The following is a 16,305-nucleotide window of genomic DNA, read 5'->3' as shown; positions in this document are numbered from 1 at the left end:
GTCGGTGCTCGTGCGCACGCGGATCGAGCACCTCATCGAAGGCGGCTGGTTCGCCCTCCTCGATCCGTGGCTGCCGCGCGTAGAGGCCGACGCGCTCTTCGAGGCGCTGCGCGCCGGGGTCGCGTGGCGGCAGGACAAGATCAAGCTCTTCGGCAGCGAGTTCCTCCAGCCGCGGCTGTCGGCTTGGTACGGCGACCCCGACGCGGCCTACACCTACTCGGGGCTGACGCTGGCGCCCGAGCCATGGTCGCCGCCGCTCGCCGAGCTCAAGGCGCGCGTGGAGTCGGCGTGCGCCGAGCTCCCCGTGGCCGAGCCTCCGCGCGCGTCGCGCCCGGCGTTCAACAGCGTCCTCTTGAATTATTACCGCAGCGGCGCCGACTCCATGGGCTTCCACGCCGACGCGGAGAAAGAGCTCGGGCCGGATCCGCTGATCGCCTCCGTGTCGCTCGGCGCGCCGCGCCGCTTCGTCATCAAGCCCGCCCGGAAATGGAAGGACGCTCCCGCCGTCGAGCTGGAGCTCGGCGGGGGAAGCCTGCTGGTGATGGGCGGGACCACCCAGCACCACCACCGCCACGGCGTGCCCAGGCAGCGCGGCGCGGGGCCGCGCATCAACCTGACCTTCAGGCGCATCCTTGCGCAGGGCCCGCGCGCCGGGGCGGGAACGTAGCGCGGCAGCGCCGCCGTCGTGACGGCGCGCTGCGAGGCCGGCCCTCGCGCTGCGCCCCGTCAGGCGAGGTCGCCGCCGCCGAGGAGCAGCGCAGCGAGCTCCGCGGCGCGCTCCGGCGTCGCCACCCCCTGGGCGGCGACCGTAATTGCACGAATTTTCTCGTTTTCCCAGCCGTCGCCGCCACGCTCGCGCCCCGGGCCGGTCGCGACGATCCGGACGCGCAGGAGCTCCCCGGACGCCACGACGGCGAGCTCCACGCCCCCGCCGCCCGACCCGTCCTCGTCGCGAGAGATGGGCACCACGACGGCGCCGCGCGCCTCGAGCGCCCGCGCGAGCCGCGCACCCGGCGCCTCGGCCGGGCCGAGCGGCGGCGCCCCGCCGAGCGGGTGGAGCGCCGTGGCGAGCTCCACGGACGCGACCGCCTCGGCGGCGCGCGTGCCGGCGCTGCGCACGGCGCGCTGCAGCCGCTCCGCGCGCTCGCCGTCGCGGTCGAGCGCGGCGCGGTCCGCCGGGTCGAGCCGCACCACGCAGCGGACCAGCGGGACCCCGCCGCTGCCCGGGACCTGCGCTGCCTCGAGCCGCGCGCGGCGGAGCATCGCCGCGCCCCGCGCGTCGCCCGAGGCGTCGAGCAGCGCCGCCGCCCCGCCGAGGACCGCGTCGGGGTGCGGCCGCTCCGGCGCCGCCGGGAGCGCGGCCTCCCGGTAGACCCGGTTCCACCCGCGCCCGGCGCCGGGCAGGCGCAGGAGCAGCGTCAGATCGGCGAGCTCCGTCTCCGGGGTGCGCACCGCGCTCGCGAACGCCTCCTTCACCGCCGCGAGGCGGGCCGCGTCCGCCGTGAGCGCCGCGAACGCGGGCGCGTCGACGGCGAGCGAGAGGCGCGACGCGCTCACCTCGCGCGACCCCATCGTCCACCGCTGGGGCGGCCCGGCGACCGCGAGCTCGGCGCCGACGACGAGGGCGGAGAGCCCGCGCTCGCCGCGCGCCTCGAGCAGCGCCGCGACGGCGGCCTTCAGCGCGGTCAGCGCCGGGATCACGCCCCGCCCATGCGCCCGCGCCTCGCCGTCCGCTGCTCCTCGAGCGCGGCGTCCGCCTCGAGCGCCGCCTCGGCCTCGCGCTGCGCCTCGGCGTCGACCGCGCGGTGCCCCTCGTGGACGCGCTGGGGCTTCGACTCGGTGACGGCCGCCTCCGCCATGGCCACCGCCGTGTGCCGCAGGTCGTCGTACGGCTTCGCCAGGTCGAAGATGACCTTGGTGTTGCCCTGGCTGAGGTTCGCGAGCGCCTCGAAGCGCCGGAGCTCCATCGCCCCGGGCGAGCGCGCGAGGATGCTCGCCGCCTCGGCGAAGTTCTTCGCGCTCTCCACGTCGGCCTCGCTCTTGATGACCACGTAGCGCCGATCGCGCTCGGCGATGGCCCCCTTCGCGAGCACCTCCTGCATCTGCGGCGGCAGCGCGATGTCCTGGAGGCCGATCATGTCCACGTGCAGCCCCCACGCCTCCGCGACCGCCTCGACCTGCGCGCGCACCTTGGCGGCGACCTCCTCGCGGTGCGCGAGCAGCTCGTCGAGCCGCGTCTCGCCCACCACGTCGCGCAGCACGACCTTCGCGCGGTCCTTCATCGCCGTCTCGTAGTTCTCGACGGCGAGCGTGGCCCGCTCCGGATCGACGACGCGGTAGTAGACGACCGCATCGACCATCGTGGTCACGTTGTCGCGGGTGATCACCATCTGCTGGAGGAGATCGCGGTTCTTCATCCGCGTGTCGATGCGCCGGAGCTCCTGGATCCCCGGGAGGTACAGGGTGATCCCGGGGGTCACGCGGCCGGTCAGCTTGCCGAGCGTGAAGCGCAGCGCCACTTCCCACTGGTTGATCTGCCGCAGCCCCGACAGCAGGTAGAAGACCGCGAACGCCGCGAGCAGGGTGAGGATCAGGGACATCGCCTGCGACTCTAGCAGAGCGCTCCGCGATGGCCGCGCGGGCGGACGCCCGCGACGCGCGGCCACCGCGGGCGTCCCGACGCGGCTTCGCGCTGGTGTCGCTGCGCGGGCGGTGTACCCTCGCTCCCGCGATGGGTGACGAGCCGAGCCAGCCGTTGCGCGACGGGCGCTACGTGGTCACGCGCGCCCTGGGCGAAGGGGCTCAGGGGCACACGCTCGAGGCGGTCGACAAGCGGCTCGGCAAGCTCGTCGCGATCAAGCGGTTCCACATCCGCGGCGCCTCGAGCTGGAAGGGCGTGGAGCTCGCCGAGCGCGAGGCGCGCGTCCTCGCCTCGCTCTCGCATCCGAGCCTGCCGGCCTACCTCGATCATTTCGAGGAGGACGGAGCGCTCTTCCTCGTGATGGAGAAGATCGACGGCGAGAGCCTGGGCGCGATGCGCCGCCGCCGCGCCGTGCTCGGGCGGGACGAGGTCGTCCGGTTTTTGCGGGACGCTTCGGGCGTGCTCGACTACCTGCACGGCCGCGCGCCGCCGGTCATCCACCGCGACATCAAGCCGAACAACGTGATCCGCCGGCCCGACGGCTCCTTCGCGATCGTCGACTTCGGCGCGGTCCGCGATCGCCTGCGCCCCGAGGGCGGGAGCACCGTGGTCGGCACCTTCGGGTACATGGCGCCGGAGCAGTTCCAGGGGCGCGCGCTGCCGGCGTCGGACGTCTACGCCGTCGGCGCGACCGCGCTCTGCCTGCTCACCGGCGAGGAGCCGGAGAACCTGCCGCACCGCGGGCTCGCGATCGACGTGCCCGCGGCCCTCGGCGGCCGCGCGGATCCGCGCCTCGTCCGGGCCCTCTCCGCGATGCTGGAGCCCGATCCGGAGCGCCGCGCCGCGCGCCTCGCGCCGCTGCTCGCGGAGCTCGACGCGGGCGGCGCGTCCTCCGAGCGGCCGCGCGCCGGGCGCCCCTCGGAGCGCGACGCGCGCAAGGCGTACAGCGACGCCCGCAAGGCGGAGCGCGACGCGCGCAAGGCGTACCGCGACGCCCGCAAGGCGGCGCGGCGCGCGCACGAGGACGAGCGGCGGCCGCGCGGGCCCGCGGGGGCCGTGGCGCCGCGGCGCGGCCTCGACGGCCTGCCGCTCGTGGGCGCGATGTTCGGCCTCACCGTCGCGCGCATCGCGGTCGGCCTCGCGCTCGGGGTGGTCGTCCCGACGGTGCTGACGCTGCTGTCGCTGGTGTTCGGCCGGGTGCTGCGCGAGCAGGCCGCGCCGAGCGTGCGCCGGGCCGGCCGCGTCGCCGAGCTCGCGCTGCTCCGCGCCACCCGCGTCGTTCGCGGGCGCCCCGCGCCGGCCGGCGCCGCCCAGCGCGATCAGGGCGCGGCGGCGCGCGTGCGCGTCGAGGACCAGGAGCCCCCCGGGCGATCGCGCATCCACGACGTCGATCTCGACGAGGCGCAGGACGAGGAGCTCGGCGACCTCGAGGCCGACGAGCGGGCCAGGTCGAGCGCCGCGTCGAGGCCGTCGCGGACGGGCAGGCGCTGAGCGCCGGTCGCGCGCGCGCTCCGGCCGGGCGCGGCGGTCAGATGCGCCCGCGCGCGGCGTCGAGCTTCAGGCGGAAGACCTCGACGATCGCCTCGGCGAAGATCCTCCGGCTCATCTTCGAGTGGCCGGCGCGGCGGTCGACGAACACGATCGGCACCTCGACCACGCGGAGCCCTTTGCGGAGCGCGCGGTAGGTCGTCTCGATCTGGAACGCGTAGCCGTTCGAGCGCACGCTGCCGAGATCGAGCGAGAGGAGCGCGCGCCGCGTGAACGCCTTGTAGCCGGTCGTGAGGTCGCGGACGCCGACGCCCAGGAGGGTCCGCGCGTAGAGCGAGCCGCCCTTCGAGAGCGCGTGCCGCCCGAGGCCCCAGCCCTCGACGCCGCCCCCCGGCACGTTGCGCGAGCCGAGGACCACGTCCGCGCCCCGGGCGATCGCGTCGAGGAAGACCGGCAGGTGGCCCGGGTCGTGCGAGAGGTCCGCGTCCATCTCGAAGGCGACGTCGTAGCCGTCGTCCAGCGCGCGCCGGAACCCCTCCAGGTAGGCGGTGCCGAGCCCGAGCTTGGCCGGGCGGTGGAGCACCTGGACGCGCCCGTCGCGCGCGGCGAGCTCATCGCCGAGGGCGCCTGTCCCGTCCGGCGACGCGTCGTCGACGACGAGCACGTGCGCGTCCGGGACCGTCGCGAGGACGGAGCTCACGAACTCGGCGAGGTTGTCTCGCTCGTTGTACGTCGGCGTGATGATGAGGATTCGGGGGGCCATCCTGGCTCGGCGCGGCGCGAGCGGACGCTCGCGCGCGGATCGTGCGGCGCCCCGCGCCGCGTTCGCGCGCGTCCGCCTGCGCTCAGGCCTCCGCTTCGTCGGCCGGCACCGGAACCGGCTCGATCGACAGCACCGCGGGCGTCGTCGCCGTGGCTCCCGTGGCCGCCGCGGGAGCGCCGCGGCCCCGCGGGCGCCCGAGGTGCTTCGGGGTGATCTCGTCCGACGACATCCGGGCCGAGCGATCTACCAAAACGGCGGCGCGAGCGGAAGGATCTGCCGGGGTGCGCGCCCGGGCCTTGCCGGTTGGCGGTTGCCGGAAACGTGCGCGCCAGTTAATTTCCATTCCCGACAGGGCGTCCGCTCTGCATCGGGCCGACCGGCTGGAACAGCCTCGGTCAACTCGCGGGGTCGCACCCTGCGCACAGGGGTGCGGCCCTGAACCTGAACAGCGCGGCACCGACGGAGACAAACATGGCGAGCCAGAACGTCCACACCCTCACCGACCAGAATTTCGAGTCTGAAGTCCTGAAATCCCCCGTCCCCGTTCTCGTGGATTTCACGGCCACCTGGTGCGGGCCCTGCAAGGCGCTCGCCCCGATCGTCGACAAGATCGCTGACGATTTCCAGGGCAAGGTGAAGGTCGCCAAGCTCGACATCGACGGTGCTCCGGAGACCACCCGCAAGTACGGCGTGCGGAGCGTTCCGACGGTGATGGTGTTCCAGGGCGGCGAGAAGAAGGGGGTGCAGGTCGGCCTCACGAGCCGCGACAACCTCCTCCGGCTCCTCGGCGTCTGAGCGAGAGCTCCTCCGCTTCGAGGCCTGCGCGACGAAGCCCCGCGGCGCCGACCGAACGCCTCGCCCGCTCGAACGCCGGCCAAGCGCCGGCCAAATGCCGGCCAGACGCCGACCGAACGCCCCGCCCGACCCACCGGCCCCGTCGCGCTCGCGCCACGACGCCCCGGCGAGAGGCCGCTCCGTCGCGTGCGCCGCGCGCGCTGAGGCTTTGCTTGACCGTCGCGCGCGAGGTGACTACGTATCGCGCCGGCCACTTTCCCAGGAGTTCGTGATGGCGACGAAGATCGCAATTAACGGTTTTGGGCGCATCGGACGTTGCATTGTCCGCGCGCTCGTCGAGCGCGGCGTGAAGGATATCGAGCTGGTCGCCATCAACGACCTGACGGATCCGAAGACCCTCGCCCACCTCTTCCAGTACGACTCGGTCCACCGCGAGTTCAAGGCGGCGAAGGTCGGCGCTGGTGACAAGCACATCAGCATCGGCGACCAGAAGATCGAGATCCTCGCGCTGAAGGACCCGGCCGAGCTGCCGTGGAAGAGCCTCGGCGTCGACATCGTCCTCGAGTGCACGGGCCTCTTCACCGACAAGGCCAAGGCCGCCGCTCACCTGAACGCCGGCGCCAAGCGCGTGATCATCAGCGCGCCGGCCAAGGGCCACGACCTCACGGTCGTGATGGGCGTGAACGACGAGCTCTACGACGCGCAGAAGCACACGATCATCTCGTGCGGCTCCTGCACGACGAACTGCCTCGCCCCCGTCGCCAAGGTGATGCTCGACAACTTCGGCATCGTCCGCGGCCTGATGACGACGGTGCACTCGTACACGAACGACCAGCACCTGCTCGACGTCCCGCACAGGAAGGGCGACCTGCGCCGCGCGCGCGCCGCCGCGGTCAACATGATCCCCTCGAGCACCGGCGCCGCCAAGGCGCTCTCCGAGGTCATCCCGGCGCTCAAGGGCAAGTTCGACGGGCTCGCGATCCGCGTCCCCACGGTCGACGTCTCGCTCGTGGACCTCACCCTCGAGACCGAGAAGCCGGTCACGAAGGAGAGCATCCACGCCGCGATGAAGCAGGCCGCCGACCAGGGTCCGATGAAGGACATCCTCGACTACACGGAGCGGGAGCTCGTCTCGGGCGACTTCATCGGCACGCCCGCGTCCAGCACGTTCGACGCCACCATGACGTCGGTCCTCGGCGACCGCTTCGCGAAGATCTTCTCGTGGTACGACAACGAGTGGGGCTTCTCGAACCGCATGATCGACCTCGCGCGGCTCGTGGCGAAGAAGGGCGTGTAGCGCCGTGAAGCTCACCGGAATCCGCTCCGTCGAGGACCTTGCCGCGGCCGGCGACGCCGGCGGCCTCAGCGGCAAGCGCGTCTTCATCCGCGTCGACTTCAACGTCCCGCTCGACAAGAAGACGGGCAAGATCACGGACGACTCGCGCATCCGCGAGGCGATCCCGACGATCAAGCTCGTCATGGAAGCGGGCGCGAAGGTGATCCTCGCGTCGCACCTCGGCCGCCCGAAGCCGGGCAAGACCGAGGGGCTCTCGCTGGAGCCGTGCGGGGGGCGGCTCAGTGAGCTCACCGGTTACGAGGTCCACCTGCCCGACGACTGCGTCGGCGACTCGCCCAAGAAGGTCATCTACGACCTGCGCGCGGGCCAGGTCTGTCTCCTGGAGAACCTCCGCTTCCACCCGGAGGAGGAGAAGGACGACGAGGCCTTCGCGCGCCAGCTCGCCGAGCTCTGCGACGTCTACGTCGACGACGCCTTCGGCGCCGTGCACCGCGCCCACGCGTCGGTGCACGCGCTGCCGCGCCTCGTGCGCGAGCGCGCCGCCGGCCTGCTCCTCCTGAAGGAGCTCAAGGCGCTGACCCGGCTCACCGATCGCCCGGAGAAGCCGTACGTCGCCGTCCTCGGCGGCGCCAAGGTCTCCGACAAGATCGACGTCGTCGACGCGCTCCTCAACGTGGTCGACACCCTGTGCATCGGCGGCGCGATGGCGAACACCTTCCTCGCCGCGCAGGGCAAGAACGTCCAGAAGAGCCGGATCGAGGAGGACAAGCTCCCGCTCGCGCGCACGATCATGAGCAAGGCGCGCGACCGGGGCATCCAGCTCCTGCTGCCCGTCGACGCCGTCGTCGCCTCGAGCATCGACGCGACGGAGGGCGAGCCCGCGTCGGTCGACGCGATCCCCGAGGGCACGATGGCGCTCGACATCGGCCCCCGCTCGATCGAGCTGTTCGGCAAGGCGATCGAGAAGGCGAAGACGGTGTTCTGGAACGGCCCCATGGGCCTCTTCGAGACGCCCGCCTTCTCCAGGGGCACGTTCGACGTCGCGCGCATCATGAGCGGCGCGTCCGGCTTCACGGTGGTCGGCGGCGGCGACAGCGCGGCGGCGGTCAAGCAGGCCGGCGAGCAGATCGCCCAGGGCTTCGACCACATCTCGACCGGCGGCGGCGCTTCGCTCGAGCTCATCGAGGGCAAGCGGCTCCCCGGCGTCGAGGCGCTCCGGTCGGCCGAGGTGAACGAGTGAAGCCCGTGAACGACGGGGGCACGCCCGAAGCCACGGGCGTCGCCCCGCGGGCGGCCTCGCGTCGTCCGCTCATCGCCGGCAACTGGAAGATGAACGCCGGGGGGCAGGACGCCTGCCCGCTGGCGGCGGCCGTCGCCAAGGCGACCCGCGAGCTCAACCGGGCCGAGGTGGTGATCGCGCCGCCGTTCACCGCGATCGCCGCCGTGGCCCACGAGCTCGCGGAGGCGAGGAGCGAGATCGGCATCGCCGCGCAGAACATGAGCGCCGAGGTCTCCGGGGCGTTCACCGGCGAGATCGCCTCGGGCATGCTCAAGGACGCGGGCGCGACCTGGGTCATCCTCGGCCACAGCGAGCGGCGGCAGCTGTTCGCCGAGACCGACGAGTCGGTCGCCCGGAAGGTCGCCTCGGCGATCGCGGCCGAGCTGCGCCCCATCGTCTGCGTCGGCGAGACGCTCGAGCAGCGCGAGGCGGGCGAGACGCTCGCCGTGGTCGAGCGCCAGGTCCGCGCCTTCCTCGACGAGCTCGCCAAGCAGCCCGGCTTCGGCGTCATCGCCTACGAGCCGGTCTGGGCGATCGGGACGGGCAAGGTCGCCCGCGCCGAGGACGCCCAGGAGGTGCACGCGTTCATCCGCGGCCTGCTCGCGAAGGCCTCGGAGGACCTCGCTTTCGTCACGCGCATCCTCTACGGCGGCAGCGTCAAGGCCGACAACGCCGATGCGCTGCTCGCCCAGGACGATATCGACGGCGCGCTGGTCGGCGGGGCCTCGCTCGACGCCGCCGGCTTCGCCAAGATCGTCGACGCCGCGCACCGACTGGCGGAGCGCGCCGAACAGGGGTAGATCGCGGGCCGCTCCCGTCTCGCGACGGGAGCGCCGGCCTGCCCTCTCGCCCCCTTGCCCCCTGGGCCCGTCGCGCGGGCCAGATCACCCAGCCGAAAGACGCCGATGCTTCACACGTTCCTCAACATCGTGCACGTGTTCGTCTGTCTGTTCCTGATCCTCGTCGTGCTCCTCCAGCAGGGCCGCGGGGGCGGGATGGGCTCGGCCATGGGCGGCGCGACGGCCCAGGTGTTCGGCGGCCGCGGCGCCGGCAACTTCATGACCCGCCTCACGGCCGCCTGCGCCGCCGTCTTCATGGCGACGAGCGTGTCGCTCGCCTACCTCTCGTCGGCGGGCGACCGCGCGCTGCGCGAGTTCGAGCAATCCCAGGAGAAGTAGGCCCGCGTGCTACGGCCCGCTCCCGCGTCGGGGAGGGAAGCGGGCAGGGCGCTCGACGCGGGGTCGTCCGCGGGAGGGGCCGTGGCCTCCGCCGCCCCTTTCGCGCGCGACCTTGCCCTCGTCGCCCTCGCCAAGGCTGCAGTTTCCGCGCTGGTCCTCGCGCTCGGCTTCCGGGCCGTGAGCGACGACGACTTCGCGCGCGTGGTCCTCGCGCAGGCGTGGGCCCACGCGCCCCGGCTCGACCCGACCGGGACGAGCTGGCTCCCCGCCCCTTTCTGGCTCAACGGCGCGCTCTTCCGCGCTCTTGGGCCCGTCCTCGCGCCGACCCTCGAGGTCGCCCGTGGCGTCGCCTTCGCGCTCGGCGTCGCGTCGGCCGCGCTCGTCTACATCTCCGCCCGCTGGATCACGGGCGACCGCCGCGCCGCGCTCGCCGGTGCGCTGCTCGCGGGCGCGTTTCCGTGGAGCGCCTGCCTCGGCGTGGCGACGGTCCCCGAGCTGCCGACCGCGGCCCTCTCGCTCGTCGCGGTGGCGTCGCTCGTCACGCCGCCGGCCGGGCCTGCGCCGCCGGCCGGGCGCGCCCTCCTCGGCGCGCTCGCGCTCGTGCTCGCGACGCTCTCCCGTTACGAGCCCTGGCCTGTCGCCGCCGCCTTCGCGGCGATGGCGCTGCTCGCGGCCGCCCGCCTCGGTCAGAGCCGCGCCGCGCAGGCGAAGCTCGCGCTCGCGGCGCTCGCGGCGCTCGCCGGGCCCGCCGCGTGGATCGCATGGAACCGCGTCGCCCACGGGGAGGCGCTGCACTTCCTGGCCCGCGTCGCCTCCTACCGCAGCGCGCTCGGCCCGGGCGATGACGGCACCCTGCTGCGGCTCTTCGCGTACCCCGCCGCGATGGTCCGCGAGGAGCCGGAGCTCTTTCTGAGCTCCATCGCCCTCGCCCTCATCGCCTGGCGCGCCCGCCGCGGCGCCGCATCGGGGAGCGCCCGCCCGTTCCCGCCGCTCCTCCGCGCGGCCCGTCCGTACGCGCTCCCCGGCGCGGTCGCCGCCTTCCAGATCGCGGCGCTCTCGCTCGCCCTCGTGCGCGACGGCGCTCCCACGCATCACCCCGAGCGCGCGACCCTCCTCGCGTTGCTCCTGCTCGCCCTCGCCGTGGGGGATCTCTCGGCGCGCGCCTTCCGCGGCGCCTCGGCCGGGGCGCGCAGGGCGCTCGGCGGCGCTCTCCTGGCGGTGCTCTGCGTCGGCGTCTTCTTCCGGCCCCACCTGCGCCGCGAGCACTTCAACCCGCGGACGGACGAGGTCGCCATCGGCCGCGCCGCCGCGGAGCTCACGCCTCCCTCGGCGCCCGTCCTCGTCGAGGTCGCCGACTATGGCCACCTCGCGGCGCTCGCCGCCCTCGCCCGTCCCGGGGGCGCGCACCCGGATCGCTCGATCGATCCGCGCGATCCCCCGGTCCGGTCGAGCTTCGACGACCCCGCGTCGCTCGCGCGCCGCGTCGCCGGCCTGGGCGCGGCCTACCTCATCGGGCGCGTCAGGCCGCCCGCGATCGCCTTCGCCGGCCCGCCGCTCGCGACGCGCGGCGCCTGGGGGCTCTGGGCCGCGCCCTCGGCGGCGGGCGCCTTGCGGGCCGCCCCGGAGGACGGTTCCCGGCGCCCGGCGCCTCCCGCCGGCCCTTCGCCGGAGGAGGCGCCGTGAGCCAGCCCGCGAGGCCGTTCTTCGCGCACGCGTCGGCGTGCATCGACGAGCCCTGCGACATCGGCGAGGGGACGAGGATATGGCACTTCTGCCATGTCTCCGCGGGCGCGCGGCTCGGCCGCGCCTGCGTCCTCGGCCAGAACGTCTTCGTCGCGGGCAGCGCCGTCATCGGCGATGGCGTCCGGATCCAGAACAACGTGTCTGTCTATGACGGCACCCTGGTCGAGGACGACGTGTTCCTCGGCCCCTCCGCCGTCCTCACCAACGTCATCAACCCGCGCGCGCAGATCGACCGTCGCGCCTTCCTCGACCGGACGCGCATTCGCCGCGGCGCCACCGTGGGCGCCAATGCCACCGTCGTCTGCGGCGTCACGATCGGTCGCCACGCGTTCATCGGCGCCGGCGCCGTGGTCACCCGCGATGTCCCCGACTATGCGCTCGTCACCGGCGTGCCGGCCCGGCGCGCCGGCTGGATGAGCCGCCATGGTCACAAGCTCGTCGCCTCCCGCGACGGCCTGATGCGCTGCCCCGAAAGCGGCTATCGCTACGAGCGACGCGGTGACGTCGTCCGTTGCCTCGATCTCGACGAGGACGCGCCGCTGCCGGCGCCCCGCGCCGCGGCCGGCCGCCATTATCGCGATCTCCCCGCAGCGGAGGACATCGAGAGTTGACGCCGCCTGTCCCCTTCTTCGACCGTGCTCGCGGCGATCTCGTCATGCAGGACGAGCTCACCGCCGTGTTCCAGTCGGTCGTCCAGAGCGGCCGCTACATCCTCGGTCCGGAGGTCGATGCCTTCGAGTCGGAGTGCGCCGCGTACCTCGGCGTCCGGCACGCGATCGGCGTCTCGTCCGGCACGGACGCGCTGCTCGCCGCGCTGATGGCGCTCGGCGTCGGCGCCGGCGACGAGGTGGTGTGCCCCGCGTACACGTTCTTCGCGACCGCGGGCGCCATCCATCGCACCGGCGCGCGGCCGGTCTTCGCGGACGTGCTCCCCGGCTCCTTCAACCTGGATCCCGCCTCCCTGGCGCGCGCCCTGACCGCGCGCACCCGGGCGGTCATCGCCGTCCACCTCTTCGGTGGCTGCGCTCCCATGGACGAACTCTTCGCTGTCGCGGGGAGCCGCGGCGTGCCGGTCATCGAGGACGCGGCCCAGGCCTTCGGCGCCGAGCGCGCGGGCCGCCGCGCTGGCGCGATCGGGCTCATGGGGTGCTTCTCGTTCTTCCCGACCAAGAACCTCGGCGGCTTCGGCGACGGCGGGCTCGTGACCACCGACGACGGCGAGCTCGCCGCTCGCGTCCGGTCGCTGCGGGCGCACGGCGCTCGCAGGAAGCACCACCACACGCGGGTCGGCGGCAACTTCCGGCTCGACGCCCTCCAGGCGGCGCTCCTCCGGCGCAAGCTCCCGCGGCTCGGCGCGCTCCTCGACAGGCGGCGCGAGCACGCCGCGCAGTATGCCGCGCTGCTCGGCGGGGCGGGCCTGCCCCTGTCGTTGCCTGACACCGGCGCCGCCGGGCACAGCGTCAATCAATACGTCATTCGTCTCGACGACGCGTCGCTGCGCGACCCATTGCGCAGCTCCCTGGCCGAGCGGGGTATCGGCACCGAGGTCTACTATCCAGCGCCGCTCCACCTCCAGCCCTGCTTTGCGTCGCTCGGCCCGCCGGCCGGCTCTCTTCCCGTCGCGGAGTCTGCCGCGCGCGAGACGCTCGCGCTCCCCATCTTCCCTGAGCTCACGAGCGAGGAGGTCGCCCGCGTCGTGCGCGCCATCACTGCCTTCTTCGTCTGACCGGCGTCGCGGCGGTGCTCCGTCGTGGCTGCTGCCTCCTCCGATACTCCCGCTGCGAGGGCGAGGGGTGTTTGCGCGTCGCGCGCGAGCGGCCCGCTTGGCGTTCCCTGCGCGCGCGCGCTGGGCTAGCCTCCCGCGCATGGCATCGATCGTCCTCCCCGCACAGCCCTCGCTCGAACGGATCGTCCAGGCGCAGCTGGCGGCATGGCCGGAGCACGAGGATTTCCTGCGGAAGCGCTTTGCTGCGACCGAGCTCGGCTTTGCGGAGCGCGTCGCGTCGCTCGCGCTGCGGCTCGCCGGTGACGACCTCCCGCGCATCTGCGCGGACTACAAGTGGATGTGCGAACGCATTCTCGAGGAGGAGCTCTACTTCCGGCGCACCGGCCGGTACCGCCTCTCGACGCTCGCCGAGGCCCGGCGTGAGGTCTACGACGACCACGCTTACATGACGCAGTACATGCACGGAGTGCTCCTCTCCCATATCTTCTGGGCGAACCACACGGCGGTCATGGAGTACTACGTCGACACCTTCCTCGCGTCGAACCCACCGGGGTACCGCCACCTCGAGATCGGCCCTGGCCACGGCCTCTTGCTCTACTTTGCCGCCGAGGATGCGCGCTCGGGCGTGGTCTCCGCGTGGGACCTCAGCGCGGCGAGCCTGGACGCGACCGGGCACGCCATGCAGGCGCTCGGGGTGCGGCGCGCGCCGCGCCTCGTGAGGCGCGATTTCGCCGATGCCGTGGACGACGGCGAGCGCTTCGACAGCATCGTGATCAGCGAGGTCTGCGAGCACCTCGAGGATCCCCGAGCCGCGCTCCAGAGCCTGCGGCGCTCCCTCGCGCCGGGCGGACGTCTCTTCGTCAACGTGCCCGTCAACAGCCCCGCGCCCGATCACCTGTACCTGCTCCGAACGCCGGAGGAAGCGGTCGATCTGGTCGCGAGCAGCGGCTACGCCATCGCTGAGACGCGCTTCTTCCCCATCACCGGCTACTCGCTCGAGCGCGCGCGCAAGACCGATAGCACGATCTCGTGCGTCGTCGTCGCTGGCCATCCGGCGTAATCGCGTCTCCACGACCTGGCCTCCCTGCGGCGCTCCTCCGCTGAGCGGGCTCGGCCGCTGAATGGATCGGGACCCCCACGCATCCAACGTGATCCGGGGCAGCAGCCGTTCGGCTGTGCGTCCCGGACAGCCCGGCAGGAGCGCTTGTTCCACCCCTGAGGCGCGTGTATTTTTGCGCCGCCACGGGTGCGTACGGCGTTCAACATCACAGGGAGCCGTGTCCCATGTCGACGTTCGCGGAGCTGAAACGTAACCTCAAAAAGGATTTCTCGCAGCTCAAGGTGGTCCGCCTCGCCGTGCTTGCGGACTCCGCGACCCAGCTGTTGGTCCAGGCGCTGCGTGGCTCGGGTTACGAGAGCGGTCTGAACATCGAGATCTACGAGGCCGACTACGATCAGATAGAGCGTCAGATCCTCGATACGTCCTCGGAGCTCCACCGCTTCAAGCCGCAGTTCGTGCTCGTGTTCTACGCCGCCGAGAAGCTGCTCGCCAGGTTCCAGGAGCTCCCGCTGGACGCAAGAGCCGGCTTCGCGGAGGGCCACATCGACACCCTCAGGCAGCTCGTCGGCGTCCTGGGCCAGCACCTCTCGGCGACCGTGATCTGCACGAACTACCCCGAGATCGACGATGGGGTCTTCGGGAGCTTCGCCAACAAGGTCTCCTCGTCCTGGGTCTATCAGATTCGCAAGGCCAATTTCCAGCTGATGGATCTTGCCCAGTCTGTCCCCAATCTCCTCGTCAGCGATCTCAGCCTCCTCTGCAGCCAGCTCGGCCGCGACGCGATGACGGATCGCAAGATCGCGATCACCACGGACCTGCTCTTCAGCATCGACTTCCTGCCGGTCGCCGCGCGGAGCGTTGTCGACATCGTCGCGGCGGCGTCGGGGCGCTTCAAGAAGTGCCTCGTGCTCGACCTGGACAACACGCTGTGGGGCGGCGTCATCGGAGATGACGGCGTCGAGGCCATCGAGATCGGCGGCCTCGGCGTGGGCGCCGCCTACTCGCAGCTCCAGCGGTGGGCCAAGGAGCTCAAGAACCGGGGAGTCCTGCTCGCGGTCAGCAGCAAGAACGACCCGCGCGTCGCGGCCGAGCCGTTCCAGGTGCACCCCGACATGGTGCTCCGCCTGGACGACTTCGCCGTCTTCTGCGCGAGCTGGGAGAACAAGGTCGACAACATTCGACATATCCAGTCCATCCTCGAGATCGGGTTCGACTCCATGGTCTTCGTCGACGACAACCCGGCCGAGCGGGAGATCGTCCGGAGGAACCTGCCCGACGTGTGCGTCCCCGAGCTGCCTGACGATCCGGCCCTGTACCTGCCCTATCTGCAGCGGCTGAACCTCTTCGAGACGACCTCGTCCACGGCGGAGGACGGGGCGCGCACGCGGCAGTATCGAGAGGAGGGCCGGCGACGGGAGCTGAAGGAGACGTTCGCCACGGAAGAAGAGTTCCTGCGGAGCCTCGAGATGACCGTCGAGGTCGAGCCGCTCACCGCGTTCAATGTCCCGCGGGTGGCCCAGCTCATCCAGCGCTCCAACCAGTTCAATCTCCGGACGATCCGGTACTCCGAGGACGACGTGCACCGCATCGCGCAGTCGCCGCGCCACCTGCCGTTCGCGGTGAGCCTAACGGACAGGCTCGGCAGCTACGGGCTGGTGAGCGTCGTCTTCCTCGAGCGGGAAGGCGACGCGCTGTTCATCGACACGTGGCTCATGAGCTGCCGGGTCCTGAGGAGGGGGCTCGAGAGCTTCGTGCTCAACACCCTCGTGGACCGGGCTCGGCGCGAGGGCTACGCGACGATCGTCGGGGAGTATGTCCCCACCAAGAAGAACGAGCTCGTGAAGGACCATTACATGACTCTGGGCTTCTACCCGCGCGACGGGCGGTGGCACCTCGACGTCCGCGACTACGCACAACGTGCAACCTTCATCCATTCAAATGTTTTGCCCCATGGCGAATGAAATCCTGAGCCAGATCAGCGACATCATCAGGAAGGTGCTCGATCACGTTGACATCGTGGTTCAGGAGACCACCACGGCGAAGGAGGTGCCCGACTGGGATTCCCTCTCTCACGTTCAGATCGTGGCTGCCATCGAGAAGCACTTCAAGATCACCTTCACCTCGAGGGAGATCCATTCTTTCAAGAACGTCGGGGAGATGTGCGCCGCGGTCGCCGCGAAGCGCGCGAAGTAGAGCTCGTCGGGCAGGCCGACGTGAACGCCCGCCTCTCGCGCCGGTGCGACGCCCGCCTGACGGCGGAGGTCGCCGCGGCGGCGGCCTCCCCCGGCGGGGCGGAGCACGCTCACGGTGCAGGTCGAACCTTGAACCCCGCCAC

Annotated in this window: 17 protein-coding genes; 13 read left to right on the top strand and 4 right to left on the bottom strand. The window is 72.3% G+C overall.

Annotated features, from left to right (window positions below; genetic code table 11):
* The first annotated feature begins 10 nt into the window (after positions 1-10).
* On the top strand, positions 11-667 hold the full coding sequence (locus WMF36_RS38385) for an alpha-ketoglutarate-dependent dioxygenase AlkB family protein (RefSeq protein WP_437575790.1): 657 nt from the start codon (positions 11-13) through the stop codon (positions 665-667).
* Positions 668-726: 59 nt separating this feature from the next.
* On the opposite strand, the gene WMF36_RS38380 is transcribed toward WMF36_RS38385, so the two are convergent.
* A complete protein-coding gene (locus WMF36_RS38380; RefSeq protein ID WP_437575789.1) occupies positions 727-1,701 on the bottom strand; it encodes a hypothetical protein in 975 nt (324 codons plus the stop codon).
* On the bottom strand, positions 1,698-2,600 hold the full coding sequence (locus WMF36_RS38375) for an SPFH domain-containing protein (RefSeq protein ID WP_437481464.1): 903 nt from the start codon (positions 2,598-2,600) through the stop codon (positions 1,698-1,700). Before WMF36_RS38375 ends, WMF36_RS38380 begins: the two co-directional genes overlap by 4 nt.
* A gap of 131 nt (positions 2,601-2,731) precedes the next feature.
* Here WMF36_RS38375 and WMF36_RS38370 point away from each other — a divergent pair, with 131 nt between their 5' ends.
* Positions 2,732-4,132, top strand: a complete 1,401-nt coding sequence (locus WMF36_RS38370; RefSeq protein ID WP_437575788.1) for a serine/threonine protein kinase — start codon at positions 2,732-2,734, stop codon at positions 4,130-4,132.
* A 37-nt stretch (positions 4,133-4,169) separates the two neighbouring features.
* Here WMF36_RS38370 and WMF36_RS38365 read toward each other — a convergent pair whose 3' ends face one another.
* Both WMF36_RS38365 and WMF36_RS38360 read right to left on the bottom strand, forming a co-directional pair.
* The gene (locus tag WMF36_RS38365; protein ID WP_437575787.1) at positions 4,170-4,892 is read right to left on the bottom strand and encodes a polyprenol monophosphomannose synthase; all 723 of its coding nucleotides are present in this window, start codon (positions 4,890-4,892) and stop codon (positions 4,170-4,172) included.
* A gap of 82 nt (positions 4,893-4,974) precedes the next feature.
* Positions 4,975-5,121, bottom strand: coding sequence for a hypothetical protein (locus tag WMF36_RS38360; RefSeq protein ID WP_437575786.1), 147 nt, complete (start codon positions 5,119-5,121; stop codon positions 4,975-4,977).
* Between the two features lie 242 nt (positions 5,122-5,363).
* Here WMF36_RS38360 and trxA point away from each other — a divergent pair, with 242 nt between their 5' ends.
* The 11 genes from trxA to WMF36_RS38305 all read left to right on the top strand — a co-directional run bounded on the left by trxA (position 5,364) and on the right by WMF36_RS38305 (position 16,163).
* Entirely contained in the window at positions 5,364-5,687 is a 324-nt protein-coding gene (gene trxA / locus WMF36_RS38355; RefSeq protein ID WP_437481459.1) for a thioredoxin, read from the top strand.
* Positions 5,688-5,958: 271 nt separating this feature from the next.
* Positions 5,959-6,984 carry a type I glyceraldehyde-3-phosphate dehydrogenase gene (gap, locus tag WMF36_RS38350; RefSeq protein WP_437481457.1) on the top strand — a complete coding sequence of 342 codons (1,026 nt, stop codon included), beginning with the start codon at positions 5,959-5,961 and terminating at the stop codon, positions 6,982-6,984.
* 4 nt (positions 6,985-6,988) lie between these two features.
* Positions 6,989-8,224, top strand: a complete 1,236-nt coding sequence (locus tag WMF36_RS38345; protein ID WP_437575785.1) for a phosphoglycerate kinase — start codon at positions 6,989-6,991, stop codon at positions 8,222-8,224.
* A gap of 5 nt (positions 8,225-8,229) precedes the next feature.
* Positions 8,230-9,063: a triose-phosphate isomerase gene (gene tpiA, locus WMF36_RS38340; RefSeq protein WP_437582009.1), complete on the top strand. Its 834-nt coding sequence runs from the start codon at positions 8,230-8,232 to the stop codon at positions 9,061-9,063.
* Positions 9,064-9,168: 105 nt separating this feature from the next.
* Positions 9,169-9,441, top strand: a complete 273-nt coding sequence (gene secG, locus WMF36_RS38335) for a preprotein translocase subunit SecG (protein WP_437481453.1) — start codon at positions 9,169-9,171, stop codon at positions 9,439-9,441.
* 6 nt (positions 9,442-9,447) lie between these two features.
* Complete coding sequence (locus tag WMF36_RS38330; protein WP_437575784.1) at positions 9,448-11,124, top strand: hypothetical protein; 1,677 nt, start codon at positions 9,448-9,450, stop codon at positions 11,122-11,124.
* Complete coding sequence (locus WMF36_RS38325) at positions 11,121-11,795, top strand: acyltransferase (protein ID WP_437575783.1); 675 nt, start codon at positions 11,121-11,123, stop codon at positions 11,793-11,795. The genes WMF36_RS38330 and WMF36_RS38325 overlap by 4 nt, the downstream gene beginning before the upstream one ends.
* Entirely contained in the window at positions 11,792-12,910 is a 1,119-nt protein-coding gene (locus WMF36_RS38320) for a DegT/DnrJ/EryC1/StrS family aminotransferase (RefSeq protein WP_437575782.1), read from the top strand. Before WMF36_RS38325 ends, WMF36_RS38320 begins: the two co-directional genes overlap by 4 nt.
* 139 nt (positions 12,911-13,049) lie before the next feature.
* Positions 13,050-13,970, top strand: a complete 921-nt coding sequence (locus tag WMF36_RS38315) for a class I SAM-dependent methyltransferase (RefSeq protein WP_437575781.1) — start codon at positions 13,050-13,052, stop codon at positions 13,968-13,970.
* A 224-nt stretch (positions 13,971-14,194) separates the two neighbouring features.
* The gene (locus WMF36_RS38310; RefSeq protein WP_437575780.1) at positions 14,195-15,931 is read left to right on the top strand and encodes an HAD-IIIC family phosphatase; all 1,737 of its coding nucleotides are present in this window, start codon (positions 14,195-14,197) and stop codon (positions 15,929-15,931) included.
* The gene (locus WMF36_RS38305) at positions 15,921-16,163 is read left to right on the top strand and encodes an acyl carrier protein (protein ID WP_437575779.1); all 243 of its coding nucleotides are present in this window, start codon (positions 15,921-15,923) and stop codon (positions 16,161-16,163) included. The genes WMF36_RS38310 and WMF36_RS38305 overlap by 11 nt, the downstream gene beginning before the upstream one ends.
* The last annotated feature ends 142 nt before the right edge of the window (positions 16,164-16,305 follow it).

Origin of the sequence: Sorangium sp. So ce887 (assembly GCF_051521455.1) — a bacterium.
GTDB lineage: Bacteria > Myxococcota_A > Polyangia > Polyangiales > Polyangiaceae > Sorangium.
This window is presented reverse-complemented; position numbering and strand designations above follow the sequence as displayed.

Excerpts from the sequence above, each read along its gene's own strand:
- secG (WP_437481453.1), top strand. The coding sequence starts at position 9,169 with ATGCTTCACACGTTCCTCAACATCGTGCACGTGTTCGTCTGTCTGTTC.
- WMF36_RS38375 (WP_437481464.1), bottom strand. The coding sequence starts at position 2,600 with ATGTCCCTGATCCTCACCCTGCTCGCGGCGTTCGCGGTCTTCTACCTG.
- WMF36_RS38305 (WP_437575779.1), top strand. The coding sequence starts at position 15,921 with ATGGCGAATGAAATCCTGAGCCAGATCAGCGACATCATCAGGAAGGTG.
- WMF36_RS38370 (WP_437575788.1), top strand. The coding sequence starts at position 2,732 with ATGGGTGACGAGCCGAGCCAGCCGTTGCGCGACGGGCGCTACGTGGTC.
- WMF36_RS38365 (WP_437575787.1), bottom strand. The coding sequence starts at position 4,892 with ATGGCCCCCCGAATCCTCATCATCACGCCGACGTACAACGAGCGAGAC.
- WMF36_RS38360 (WP_437575786.1), bottom strand. The coding sequence starts at position 5,121 with ATGTCGTCGGACGAGATCACCCCGAAGCACCTCGGGCGCCCGCGGGGC.
- WMF36_RS38315 (WP_437575781.1), top strand. The coding sequence starts at position 13,050 with ATGGCATCGATCGTCCTCCCCGCACAGCCCTCGCTCGAACGGATCGTC.
- gap (WP_437481457.1), top strand. The coding sequence starts at position 5,959 with ATGGCGACGAAGATCGCAATTAACGGTTTTGGGCGCATCGGACGTTGC.
- WMF36_RS38310 (WP_437575780.1), top strand. The coding sequence starts at position 14,195 with ATGTCGACGTTCGCGGAGCTGAAACGTAACCTCAAAAAGGATTTCTCG.
- trxA (WP_437481459.1), top strand. The coding sequence starts at position 5,364 with ATGGCGAGCCAGAACGTCCACACCCTCACCGACCAGAATTTCGAGTCT.